The organism is Nocardiopsis listeri NBRC 13360 (genome assembly GCF_001570765.1).
Lineage (GTDB): Bacteria > Actinomycetota > Actinomycetes > Streptosporangiales > Streptosporangiaceae > Nocardiopsis > Nocardiopsis listeri.
This window is the reverse complement of the sequence record NZ_BCSH01000014.1, coordinates 85,498-97,558: the sequence shown is the minus strand read 5'-3', so window position 1 is coordinate 97,558 and position 12,061 is coordinate 85,498. Positions and strand designations below refer to the sequence as shown.

The following is a 12,061-nucleotide window of genomic DNA, read 5'->3' as shown; positions in this document are numbered from 1 at the left end:
GACCCCACCACCAGGTCGAGGGAACGAACCTGTGGATAACTCTCTGCATGTCTCTACAAGCCCCTGTAAGCCCATGCAAGTCTTCTTGGATTCCTTGCCCCTGTCCCCTGCCCCTTACGAAGTCCCCCAAGTCCCGGTGAGTCCTGCTGGGCCCCGATGAGTCCTGGGGCGCGATTAGCCCGCATCCCGCCCGGAGAGGTAGCCCGCGCTCTCACCAGTTCAGGAGGGTTTCGGACTTAGGGCCACGGCTGGAGTCATGGGCCGGATACAGGCCTCCACCGGCCCACCCCGACTCCATCCGCCACTCCGCCGGCCCTCGCCCTTCGCCCACCGTCCACCACCCACCGCCCGGTCTACTCCCCCGCCGCCACCGGCCCTCTTTCCCGGGCGAACACGTGTGGCCTCCACACCCGTTCGGGTGTGGAGGCCACAGGTGGTGGTGCGTTCGGTTCAGTCCTTGGGTGCGCAGAGAGCGGTCGCGACGGCCGCGATGCCCTCACCCCGGCCGGTGAGGCCCAGACCGTCGGTGGTGGTCGCCGAGATGCTCACGGGCGCGCCCACGACCTCGGAGAACGTCTTCTCCGCCTCGTCGCGCCGGGGCGCGAACTTGGGGCGATTGCTGATGATCTGGACAGCCACGTTGCCGATCTCGAAACCGGCGGCGTGCACGCGTGAGACGGTCTCCGTGAGCAGAGCCACACCCGAGGCGCCCTTCCACCGAGGATCGGAGGTTCCGAAGTTGGATCCGAGATCTCCGAGTCCGCAGGCGGACAACAACGCATCGCATGCGGCATGAGCGGCGACATCACCATCGGAATGGCCACTCACGCCATCTTCGCCAGGCCATTCCAAACCGGCGAGATAAAGTGTTCTTCCAGGAGAAAACGGGTGGACGTCGGTCCCGACGCCCACCCGAGGCATTTTCGTCATGAATTACGTGATTCCGCGACCATCAGCCCGTAAGAACGTCGTCGAGGATGGCCTCGGCCTTGTCCTCGTTGGTCTTTTCCGCGAGCGCGAGTTCACTGACGAGAATCTGCCGCGCCTTGGCGAGCATCCGCTTCTCACCGGCGGACAGACCACGTTCCTTGTCCCGTCGCCACAGGTCACGCACGACCTCGGCGACCTTGTTGACGTCGCCGGACGCCAGCTTCTCCAGGTTCGCCTTGTAGCGCCTCGACCAGTTGGTGGGCTCTTCGGTGTGCGGTGCCCGCAGCACCTCGAAGACCTTGTCCAGGCCTTCCTGCCCCACCACGTCACGAACGCCGACATCCTCGGCGTTCGCAGCCGGCACTCGCACCGTCAGATCGCCCTTGTCAACCCTCAGAACGAGGTAGGTTCTGTCCTCGCCCTTAATAGTGCGAGTTTCGATCGCTTCAATACGAGCAGCCCCATGATGGGGGTAGACAACAGTGTCGCCGACCTTGAAAGCCATGTGACAGGTACCCCTTCCGCTACACCAAGGATACCATGAATCTGTGACTTAACGTACCTATTGGCTTTGCGAACACGCAGGTCAAGCCACACTTTTTAGGGCTTGACAAAGTGTACCCGAGCAGCCTCGGATGCCCGATCGGAACACCTCGGAGAGGGCTGGAACCCCCGCTGGCCAGCCGAAGCGTGACATCAGGGCTACCTTCTTGGGGTAGGGTTCGCCCTCGCACGAACACGCCCCGCGAGCGCTCGTAGCGATTTAGATCACGATTTCGGACGGGGTTGATCCGACGTTGACCGGTCCGGATCCAGACCGCCCCCGGGGTCAAGCCCACACCAAGCCCTCCCCCGAGTCGCCCCTGATTCTCCCCCGCCCACGCGAAGGGCCCTGGAACACGAAAGTCCCAGGGCCCCATCACCTCGGATGACGACCTACGAGGCCGTCACTCCTCGGGTTCGTAATCTTCGCGCTTCTCTCCGGTCACCATGTAGATCAGGTTGTCGGCGACGTGCACCGCGTGATCGCCGTAACGCTCGTAGAATCGACCGACCAGGGTCACGTCCATGGTCGCCTCGACCCCGTACTCCCAGCCCGGTGCGAGGATGCGCTGCAACAGCTTGCGCCGCAGCCGGTCCATCTTGTCGTCGTCCTTGTCCAACTCCAGGGCGGTGTCGGGGTCCCTCTCAGAGATCACCTCTCCGGCCTTGGTGACCAACAGCTCGGCCTCATGGCCCATCTCCAGGACGATCGAACGAACCGGCTTGGGGATGGCCGAGTCCGGGTGACGGCGGCGGGCGATCTTGGCGAGGTGGACGGCGTGGTCGCCCATCCGTTCCAGGTCACCACGCATGTACAGGGCGGTGATGATGGTCCGTAGGTCGGAGGCCACCGGCTGTTGCCGCGCCATCAGACTGAAGGCGGTGTCCTCGATCTCCTGGTCCAGTCGGTTGATCGCCTCGTCCCCGGAGATCACCTCCTGTGCCGCGGTGAGGTCACTGTCCAGCAACGCGGTGGTGGCACGCGCGACGGCGTGCCTGGCGAGCCTGGTCATCTCGACGAGGCGTTCACTCAGGCTGTCAAGGTCCTCGTGGTACGTATCGCGCATAAGGTCAATGCTCCCAGTGTGGGTTTGAAGGATCGGCCAAGAGTCGGTGAACGATTGAAGAACCTCGGTCGTGTCGCGTGCCCTTGCCGAGTAAAGCCCTAGTCGGCACGTTTACGATCGAATCGTGCAAGGTGAACTTCTCGCCGCCGTAACCGGCATCATCGGACTCGTGCTGGGCGTCGTCATGGGCGTCATCGTCGCCGGTCGCTTTTTCCGGTCGCGCGCGGAACAACTGGAACCGCGTCCGCGCCAGGAGGGCAACGGCCTCCCCCCGGGGATCGCGGAGGTACTCTCGGCCCTCCCCTCTTCCGCCGTGGTGCTGGACTCCGCGGACAGGGTCCTGCGTGCTTCCTCCGCCGCCCGGGCCTTCGGGATCGTCCGTGGCGAGGAACTGGTCATAGGAGAACTCCTCTCGCTGGCCCGCAAGGTCCGTCGGGACGGGGTCATCCGTGAGACCTCGATCGAGGTCGCCGTCCGCAAGTTCGGCCCCGACGCCACGTCCTTCGCCGTGCGGGTGGCACCGCTGGGCGGCACCGGCCTGGTGCTCGTCCTGGCCGAGGACCAGACCGAGCACCGTCGCTTGGAGGCGGTCCGTCGTGACTTCGTGGCCAACATCTCGCATGAGCTGAAGACCCCGGTGGGCGCCCTGTCCCTATTGGCGGAGACCGTACAGGACGCGAGCGACGACCCGGAGGCCGTCCGCCGGTTCACCGAGCGCATGCAGACCGAGGCCTCCCGCCTGACCGCCGTCATCCAGGACCTCATCACCCTTTCCCGTATCCAGGGCGCCGAACCTATCGCCGAACCGGTTCCGGTGAACCTGGAATCCATCGTGGAGGAGTCGATCGACGCGGCGCGCATGCCCGCCGACGCCAAGGGGATCGAGCTGGTCGGCAGCGGTGCCGAGGGGCTGACCGTGCTGGGTGACGAAGCCATGCTCGGCACCGCCTTGCGTAACCTGATAACGAACGCCGTCGCCTACAGCCCGAAGAACACCCGGGTGGCGGTCTCAGTGGGGATCGCCCGGTCCAGCGTCGACATCAGCGTCGCCGACCAGGGGATCGGTATCCCACAACAGGATCTGGAGAGAGTCTTCGAGCGGTTCTACCGTGTGGACGCCGCTCGAAGCCGGGCCACCGGTGGTACCGGTCTCGGCCTGGCGATCGTCAAGCACATCATGACCCACCACCGTGGAGAAGTGAGCGTGTGGAGCAAGGAGGGGTCGGGGTCGACGTTCACTCTGCGTCTGCCCAGACCGGAGAGCCGGGAGTTCGACACGTCCCGGAACGACAATCACCAGGAGACGGCACAGTGACGCGTGTACTCGTAGTAGAGGACGAGGAGTCCTACAGCGACGCCCTGTCGTACATGCTGCGTAAGGAGGGTTTCGAGGTCGCGGTGGCCCCCACCGGCACCGTGGCGTTGGAGACCTTCGACCGGACCGGGGCCGACCTGGTACTGCTCGATCTCATGCTGCCGGGTCTGTCCGGCACCGAGGTCTGCCGCACCCTTCGCCAGAAGTCCAACGTCCCCGTCATCATGCTCACCGCCAAGGACTCCGAGATCGACAAGGTCGTCGGTCTGGAACTGGGCGCCGACGACTACGTGACCAAGCCGTTCTCCTCCCGCGAGCTCGTGGCGCGGATCCGCGCGGTGCTGCGCCGCCGGGGCGAGGTCAAGGCACCGACCAGTGTCATCCTGGAGGCCGGCCCCGTCCGCATGGACGTGGAGCGGCACGTGGTGACGGTGCTCGGCGACAACGTGCAGCTGCCCCTGAAGGAGTTCGAGCTGCTTGAGGTACTCCTGCTCAACGCCGGGCGCGTGCTCACGCGGATGCAGCTCATCGACCGGGTGTGGGGCGCCGACTACGTCGGTGACACCAAGACCTTGGACGTGCACGTGAAGCGGCTGCGGGCCAAGATCGAGGAGGACCCGAGCAGCCCCCGGTACATCGTCACGGTGCGCGGGCTCGGTTACAAGTTCGAGCCGGTGACCGTCGAGGTGGAGTAGCTCCGGGCACGGGTGGTCCCCCTTCGGATTCCCCGCGCCGGTACTCCACCGAGCTTCGACCCCCCGTGTCCCGGGCGGCTGCTTCGTCGCCGCCCGGGGCCTTTCTCATGCCTTCGCACGGCGCGTGCGAGGATCTCGTAGGTAGGCGTACCGCCGATGCGCACGGTGTTCGGTCCGCCGATCGCCACCCCGGACCTACGCCACGACCTGCCCGCTCCGGCTCACGTGGCTGTCCGGGTCACACCTCCAGGACGACGGTGAACGGCCCCTCGTTGGTCAGGTCGACGGACATCCGCGCGCCGAACATCCCGGTGGCGACCTCGGCTCCTTGGTCGCGCAGTTCCTTGACGACGGCGTCCACGAGGGGTTCGGCGACCGGTCCCGGGGCCGCCGCCTGCCACGTGGGCCGGCGGCCCTTGCGGGCGTCTCCGTAGAGGGTGAACTGGCTGACCACCAGCAATGGGGCCTGGATGTCGGAGCAGGATTTCTCGTCCGCCAGGATCCGCAGGGTCCAGAGCTTGCGGGCGATCTTGGCGGCCTCGGCCTCGGTGTCGGTGTGGGTGACGCCCACGAGCGCCATGAGCCCGGGCCGGGTGATCTCCCCGACGACCTCGCCGTCCACCGTCACCGAAGCCTGCGACACCCGCTGCACGACCGCGCGCATGGGCTCCCCCTCTTGTTCTCGTCGACTCTCGTCGTCCCCGCCCGGGGCGTTCCTACTTCGATCGTTGCAGCTGGTTGAGCAGCCCGGTGCGACGGGTGTTGGTGATGACACCGGTGAGGGTGAACACGAACGTGGTGATGGAGTCCGTGAAGTCCTCGATCCGCCACTCCAGCGGGCCCGTGTACCAGTGCAGGCCGTCGCCGTCGAGCTCCTCCGGTTCGAGGTCGGCGATCGCGGCGCCGGCCAGGATGTTGGCCCAACGTTCCACGTCGTCGAAGATCACCGCGTAGGGCAGGTAGCGCGAGTACAGCTCCACTCGTTGCCCCGACGGTACGGTCTGGGCGCGCGAGCTCAGCAGGTAGTCGCGGAAACCCATCGTGTGCGCGTACACGGAGCTGCCCAGTCTGGTCTTCGCGGGCATGTACTGGGCTCCGGCGGTGATGGCCGCGCCCGCGATGACGACGGCCAGCCCGGTGAAGGCGGCGTGTGTGAACACCGCGAGGAGGATCGTCGACAGGACGCCGACCGCGGTGGTGACCATCCCGACCGTCGTCCAGACACCGCGGACCCGGCTGGGCGAGCGGGAGAACCACTTCAGTCGCACCATGTCCTGGTACAGCTCGTCCCGGACCCGGTCGATCCTGGCGGGAAAGTCCGTGGAGTGCCGAGGGGAGGCGAGTTGGGACATGCGCACGGTGCGCTTCTCTCCGAAGAGGGCGTCCAGTAGCAGCCACTCGGAGGCCAGCAGGTTCTCCCCGGCGGGGCCGTCCAGGCGGACCAGTCGCCAGTCCACCGAGGTGAAGTGCTCGTGCGGAAGTTCCTCCACCCGGATGTATCCGCGCACGGCCAGGTCCAGGACACCGGCGGTGAGGTCGGCGATGTCCACGCGTTCGTCCACCAGCGTGCCGATCTGACCGGGGTGGACCCCGTCTGGGGCGTGGAAGCGCAGACGACCGTGCTCACCGGGCTCGATCGGGGCGTGGTCGCCCTGGGAGGCCTCACGGCGTAGCGCGCGCTCGTCCCGGCCTCGGATACGGATCAGGGCGATCAGGCCGCCCACCAGGACCAGCAGCAACAGGCCGAAGACGCTTCCGGTCGCCGGGGTGACCGCGAAGGCCGACGCCAGGGACCAGCGTCGGGTGAGGATGGGTTCGCCCTCGGCGGTGCCGGGCGGGTAGTTCACGACGATGTCGAGCCGGTCGTCCGGGCCCATGTCGGCCTGGAGGAAGTGCGCGACGACCGCTTCGCCGCCCATGTCGGAGGCGGTGCAGTACATGGAACTGCGGGGTTCGCCCGCCAGGCAGGACAGGGCCTCCGGTGGCAGGGGGGCGTTGACGGTGACGTCGGTGGTGCGGACCGGGTGGCTGTAGGCGCCCACCGCCCTCCACTCCAACTGGACGCCCTGGGCGACCTCGCTCACGGTGCCGCCCACCCGGTAGGACAGGCGCACGCCTCGTGTGTCCGCGGTGGGGATGTGCACCAGCAGGGCGCCACCGGTCTCCTCGGTCTCGACGTCGAGGGTGGCGCCGTCGGCGTCGACCGCGGTGACGTCGTCGACCTCGAACCGACGGTCGTGGTCGGTGTCGTAGATCATGGTGGAGGTCAGCGCGCGGGTGAAGGTCTCGGGGGGCTCCCCCTCGAATCGAATGTCCTCCTCGCCGCCGAGTACGCCGTGTCGGTCCAGTTCGAGGGTGATCTGGTTGGTGATGGAACCCTCGTCGGCGGCATGGGGCACGGTTCCCGCCGGAGCGTGCCCCGGTACTGTGGTGATCGGTGCGGCCGCCGCCGCGTGCGCCTCCTCTCTCGGCCACGCCAAGGTGACCGCTGTGACCAGCGAGGAGAACACGAGCAGGGCCGTCGCCCAAGCGACGGCCTGGCGCAGGGAGCCGACCCACCACATGACGCGAGAGCCTATCCGGTCTTCCCCCGGGCCGTGCCCAGGGGGCACCCTCCGCGACGTCGTGATCCGGTGTTCCCGGACGCCCCTGAAACGGACGGACGTGGGCGTGTGGTGAGGCGACCGCGACCGGACCCGGACCTCGATCCCTGGGCGGAGCGCCGTGGGTTCCTACAGCGGATGGGGATAGGGGTGTCCCTGTCCCTCGGCACGGGACTGGCCGCGGTCGGATTCACCGGATTCCTCGCGATCTCCGCGATGCTTCCCGGCGCCGAACCGGCCTGGGGCGACCCCGTCGGCACCGATCCCACGGAGCTGATGTCCGCGGATTCGGAGGGATGGCCGGCCGACCACTCGGACGCGCCGATCGACGACCCGCTCGGGCAGAACCCGCTGTACGCGGTGGGTGAGCTGGGCGAGGTGACGTGCTCCCCTCCGTCGTTGGACCAGCGGGACCCCCGTTCGGTCGAGGTGTTCGTGCACGCGATCGCCGACTGTCTGGACACGGCCTGGGCCGGCTACTTCGACGAGGCCGGGCTGTCGTTCGACTCACCCAACCGGGTCTACTGGTACGACGAGGGACACAGTCCATGCGGCCCCTTCCCGAGCGAGGGCACCGCGGCGTTCTACTGCCAGGCCAACCAGGGCCTGTACCTGGGCGTCAAGGACATCGTGGCGGCTTCGGGCGGCAGTGAGGAACCCGAGGCGTACACCTTCCTGCTCAGCCACGAGTACGGTCACCACGTACAAGGGCAGTCGCGGATGCTCGCCGAGTTCCACGCCCTGCGGGCCAACTCCGACGACGAGACCGCCGACGAGCTGACCCGACGCAACGAGCTCCAGGCCAACTGTCTGGGCGGGGTGTTCGTCGGCTCAGCCGAGGAGTCCCTGGGTTACCAGGAGAGTGAGCGGGAGAACATCCTCGACGACGTCGTCCGCCGTTCCGACCACGAGGGCACCGGTACGCACGGTTCCGCGGAGAACGGCAGACTATGGACCGCGCACGGGTGGGATCGCATGGATCCGGCCGCCTGCAACACGTGGGAGGCCCGCGAGGAGTTGGTGCGGTGAGCGCGGCCTGGGACCACGGCGGACCGGACGAGTTCTCCCGGCTGGCGCGTGCGCGCCGGATGCACCGGAACAATCGTCGGGTGTTCAGCGTGGTCTGCGGCCTTCTGGTGGCCGTACTGGCGTTGTCGCTGCTGTCGTGGTCCACCGCCCAAAAGGACGCGGGGACCGGTGTCGACACCGTGCTGGAGCGCGCCGAGAGCGGTGAGGACAAGCCCGGGCAGGTTGGCCCGTTCCCGGACTCCCCCACCGGACGGTCGGGGGCGCCGGGCCGGTCGGTGCCGGACCGACCCAGCGGGGAGGTGGCGTTGCTCGCCAACCCGCTGTACGAGACGGGGAGGCTGAGCCCCCTGCCGTGTCCGGTACCGGACGTGGACGTGGACGAACCGGCCTCGATGGAGGTGTTCCTGAACCAGGTCGCCGACTGTCTGGACGATGTCTGGCAGACCCAGTTCGAGCGGGCCGGGATCGCCTTCAGCCCACCGGACCGGGTGTTTTGGACCGAGCCCGGGGTGAGCCCCTGCCGCGCCTATCCGTCCGCGGCCGGCGCCTTCTACTGTCGCGCCGGAGGTGCCATCTACATCGGTACCGAGGACGTGGTCGAGAAGTGGAACGGGGCCGAGGAGAGCGTGGTGTACGCGTCGCTGTTGGCCCACGAGTACGCCCACCACGTGCAGGGCGAGTCCGGGCTGCTGGAGTACTACCACGAACAGCGCCGGTTGGAGGAGGACGACGCCGGCCGCAACACCTGGACGCGCCGTAGTGAGCTTCAGGCCAACTGTCTGGCGGGGGCGTTCCTGGGTTCGGTGCGGGTGAGTTATCCGTTGGCCGAGGACGACCTCGACGTGCTGTTGGACGACGCGTCCGCGACCGCGGACCGGGAGGGCGAGCCGGACGAGAAGCGTACACACGGCTCCCCGGAGAACAGTGTCGGTTGGACCCGCTCCGGGTGGGAGGAGCAGTCACCGGGGGCATGCAACACCTGGGGCGTGGAGGACGAGTCGCGGGTGCAGTGAACCGTCCCGTGGTCCGCCACGGACCCTCGCGGACCGGTTCCGGCCCCGCGAGTCGTCCACAGGCCTGCGGAACCCGCTGTTGCACGGCGACTCTGCGTGGCAGGATGCTGACATGCCGGACACAGCCGAACCCCTGCACGAGAACCCCACCCGCGCGTCCGTCCCTCACGTCCCCGCCCGGCCCGACGTCGCGCCCTCGGGTGCCCGAGACCGCGTGGAGTTGCGTGTCCACGGGGTGAGTGGCGGGCACGCGGAGGAGCTCTTGGACGTCGAGCCCGCCATGCGTGTGGGCGGCGACCGGCTGGCCGGGTTCTTCCGATGGCGACGAAAGCCGGACACCGAGACCCTGCCCGGGGTGCGTCGGGAGATCTTCGCCTGGGGCAATCTCACCTCGGGCGCCTCCTCACGCGCCTTCTGGCTCCTGTTGACGCCGTTCATGATGCTCAACGTGGCCTACTGGATGCGGCCGGGACGGATGGACGACGGCCAGACCGGAACCCGCCGGGTGGCCAACATCGCCTACGGGGCCGGGGTACGACTGCTGGCGCTCTCGTTGACCATGCTCATCGTCCTGGCCGCCGCCGGGGTGGGGATGGACCTGCTCGCCTGGCAGTGCGTCGGCCAAGGCGAGGAGTGCGTGCGGGCGCGGCCGTGGTTGGCCTTCCTCGCCTCCGCGTCCTCCCCCTTGTCCGCACCGGGCAGGTCCTTGCTGGTGGGCGCGGTGCTGCCGGCGGTGGTCGTGGTGGTGTTGTGGCGGTTGTCCCGACGGACCGCGGCCGACTACGAGGTGGTGACCGGGCCGGTACCACCTCGGTACTCCGAGGACGCCCCGCTCAGCCACCCCGACTTCTGGCGCAACAGCGAGATCATGGCGCGGCTGAGGTCGGCGCACGTCGCGATCGCGGTGGGCACCGTGGCTGCGCTGCTGCTTCTGCCGCCTCTGCTGCACGACCTGGGTGGGCGCGGAGCCCCGATTCCGAACGGTCCGGGTCTGTGGACGGTCGGTGCGGGTCTGGCCGGCCTGTTGGCGCTCGTGGCACTGCTGAGCACGTTGAGCGTGTTGGTCCCGGGCAAGGACGCTCGGTGGAACGCGCGCGCCGACCGACTGTGTCGCGTACTGCGCGACACCACCCTGGGGGTGACCGCGGCCGTCGTGGTGTACACGGTCTGGCCACGGCCGAGGTGGGTGATCGAGGGACCGCTTCCGGGCAGCGGGACCATGCTCAACACCCTCTTCGCAGTGCAGGGCACCTTGGTGGTGCTTCTGCTGGTGGCGGCGCTGGTGCTGTTCTCCGTGGACCGACCACACCGGCACACCGCCATGCGGGGGCTGGCCGGTCCGTCCACCGCGGCGTTGGGCACCCTTCTGGGCGGCGCCTTCTCCGCGGCCCTGGTCTATCAGGGGTCGCTGTGGTTGAGCGGCTGCGGTTCGATGCAAGCCCCCGAGGCCGATTGTCTGGTGCTGTCCCCGCCCACCGCCTACTCCTGGTTGCAGTTGGCCTTCGCCTTCCAGGCGATCATCGTGCTGATCGTGGTGGTGGTCCTGGCCCTGTGGCTGCGCGGGGCGGTCCGGGCCCAGTTGCCGAAGGTCACCGCGCTGTACTCGCGCAGTGTCCGGGACCGACGGACGTGGGACATCGCACGTGCCCGCGCCGTGGGTCGGATGACCGAAGCGATACCGAAGATCCTGGGCGCCCTTCTGCTACCGGTCGTGCCGTTGGTGGGGCTGGCCCTGTACTCGATCGCCACCGGGAACCTGGAGGCCGGTTCGTTGGACGCCCCCATGACGGTCGCCGGTGGGTTGTGGGGCGTGGCCCAGGACGCACTGGACGCGCTGGTGGCCGTGGGGTCGCTGCTGGGCGGAGCCGCCCTGGTGGCGTTGGTGTGGATCGGCCGCAGTGCCTACCGGGACCGGCCGACCCGCCAAGCCGTGGGAGCGGTGTGGGACGTGGGCACCTTCTGGCCACGGGCGGCCCACCCGCTGGCGCCACCGTCCTACGCCGAACGCGCCGTCCCCCAGCTCACGGCGAGGGTGCGCAGGATGGCCGACGAGGACACCGCGGTGGTGTTGTCCGGGCACTCGCAGGGTTCGGTGTTGGCTGCGGCCACGGTGTGGCAGTTGCCGCAGCAGTGCGCCGACCGGGTCTCGCTGATCACCCACGGGTCCCCGTTGGACCGCTTGTACTCCCGCTACTTCCCCGCCTACTTCGGACCGGTGGCCTTCACCGATCTGGAGGGGAGGGTGTCGTCCTGGCGCAACCTGTGGCGGGTCACCGACGCCATCGCGGGACCGGTACGCCGCTTCGGCCCGGGAGGGGAGGAGGTGGTCGTGTCGACGGTCGAACCACTGCCGGACCCACGCTCCTACGACGCGCTCCCCGGGGAGGCCCGCCGCCCGGAGATCCTCGGCCACTCCGACTACACCGGCGATCCCGCCTACGCGGAGGCCATGTGGCAGGTCATGCCCGCCGAGCGACCATCGGAGAGCCGAGGTTCGGACCCCTACCAAGGACCGTAGGGACCGTTGTTCTGGTTACCGCCCATGCCCTTGACCGCGGGACGCACGTCCAGCAGGAAGATGAGCGTGGCCACCAGACCCAGGATGACGAACATGCCCGTTCCGCTCAGCACCGCGAGAAGGGACAGCCCCGACGCCACACCGGTCAGGATGACCCAGAGCTTCTTGGTCTGCTTGTCCATGATCTCGAAGGCCTGCGCCGGTGTCCGCAGCGCCTCGATCAACGCGTAGAGGCTGGCCACGAAGGTCACCAGGTAGATGAGCTGCCAGATCCAGTAAAACAAGACTCACTCCAGAGCTACGCGTCATCGAACGGGGGTCCGCCCGCTCTCCACGGTAAACGGATCG

11 protein-coding genes are annotated in these 12,061 nt (G+C 68.2%); 5 read left to right on the top strand and 6 right to left on the bottom strand.

Going from position 1 to position 12,061, the window contains the following annotated elements; all coding sequences use genetic code 11:
- Window positions 1-450 precede the first annotated feature (450 nt).
- From ispF to phoU, 3 genes are all read right to left on the bottom strand, one after another.
- Window positions 451-921, bottom strand: coding sequence for a 2-C-methyl-D-erythritol 2,4-cyclodiphosphate synthase (gene ispF, locus NLI01S_RS05865; RefSeq protein WP_190318371.1), 471 nt, complete (start codon window positions 919-921; stop codon window positions 451-453).
- Window positions 922-952: 31 nt separating this feature from the next.
- Window positions 953-1,435, bottom strand: coding sequence for a CarD family transcriptional regulator (locus NLI01S_RS05860; RefSeq protein ID WP_067600369.1), 483 nt, complete (start codon window positions 1,433-1,435; stop codon window positions 953-955).
- A gap of 442 nt (window positions 1,436-1,877) precedes the next feature.
- On the bottom strand, window positions 1,878-2,540 hold the full coding sequence (gene phoU, locus NLI01S_RS05855) for a phosphate signaling complex protein PhoU (RefSeq protein WP_067600367.1): 663 nt from the start codon (window positions 2,538-2,540) through the stop codon (window positions 1,878-1,880).
- Window positions 2,541-2,664: 124 nt separating this feature from the next.
- Between phoU and NLI01S_RS05850 the strand changes: the two genes are divergently transcribed.
- Window positions 2,665-3,855, top strand: coding sequence for a sensor histidine kinase (locus NLI01S_RS05850; protein ID WP_084392341.1), 1,191 nt, complete (start codon window positions 2,665-2,667; stop codon window positions 3,853-3,855).
- The gene (locus tag NLI01S_RS05845; protein ID WP_067600365.1) at window positions 3,852-4,550 is read left to right on the top strand and encodes a response regulator transcription factor; all 699 of its coding nucleotides are present in this window, start codon (window positions 3,852-3,854) and stop codon (window positions 4,548-4,550) included. The genes NLI01S_RS05850 and NLI01S_RS05845 overlap by 4 nt, the downstream gene beginning before the upstream one ends.
- A 238-nt stretch (window positions 4,551-4,788) precedes the next feature.
- Here the strand turns inward: NLI01S_RS05845 and dtd are convergent, their stop codons facing one another.
- A complete protein-coding gene (dtd, locus tag NLI01S_RS05840; RefSeq protein ID WP_067600363.1) occupies window positions 4,789-5,214 on the bottom strand; it encodes a D-aminoacyl-tRNA deacylase in 426 nt (141 codons plus the stop codon).
- Between the two features lie 52 nt (window positions 5,215-5,266).
- The gene (locus tag NLI01S_RS05835; RefSeq protein ID WP_067600361.1) at window positions 5,267-7,114 is read right to left on the bottom strand and encodes a DUF2207 family protein; all 1,848 of its coding nucleotides are present in this window, start codon (window positions 7,112-7,114) and stop codon (window positions 5,267-5,269) included.
- Window positions 7,115-7,291: 177 nt separating this feature from the next.
- Between NLI01S_RS05835 and NLI01S_RS05830 the strand changes: the two genes are divergently transcribed.
- The 3 genes from NLI01S_RS05830 to NLI01S_RS05820 all read left to right on the top strand — a co-directional run bounded on the left by NLI01S_RS05830 (window position 7,292) and on the right by NLI01S_RS05820 (window position 11,713).
- Window positions 7,292-8,182, top strand: coding sequence for a neutral zinc metallopeptidase (locus tag NLI01S_RS05830; RefSeq protein ID WP_067600359.1), 891 nt, complete (start codon window positions 7,292-7,294; stop codon window positions 8,180-8,182).
- Between the two features lie 59 nt (window positions 8,183-8,241).
- Complete coding sequence (locus tag NLI01S_RS05825; protein WP_223809131.1) at window positions 8,242-9,195, top strand: neutral zinc metallopeptidase; 954 nt, start codon at window positions 8,242-8,244, stop codon at window positions 9,193-9,195.
- 112 nt (window positions 9,196-9,307) lie between these two features.
- Window positions 9,308-11,713 (top strand): hypothetical protein, encoded by a 2,406-nt coding sequence (locus tag NLI01S_RS05820; protein ID WP_084392336.1) that lies wholly within the window; start codon window positions 9,308-9,310, stop codon window positions 11,711-11,713.
- Here NLI01S_RS05820 and NLI01S_RS05815 read toward each other — a convergent pair.
- Complete coding sequence (locus NLI01S_RS05815) at window positions 11,698-11,997, bottom strand: DUF2516 family protein (protein ID WP_067600356.1); 300 nt, start codon at window positions 11,995-11,997, stop codon at window positions 11,698-11,700. The genes NLI01S_RS05820 and NLI01S_RS05815 overlap by 16 nt on opposite strands.
- Between the last annotated feature and the right edge of the window lie 64 nt (window positions 11,998-12,061).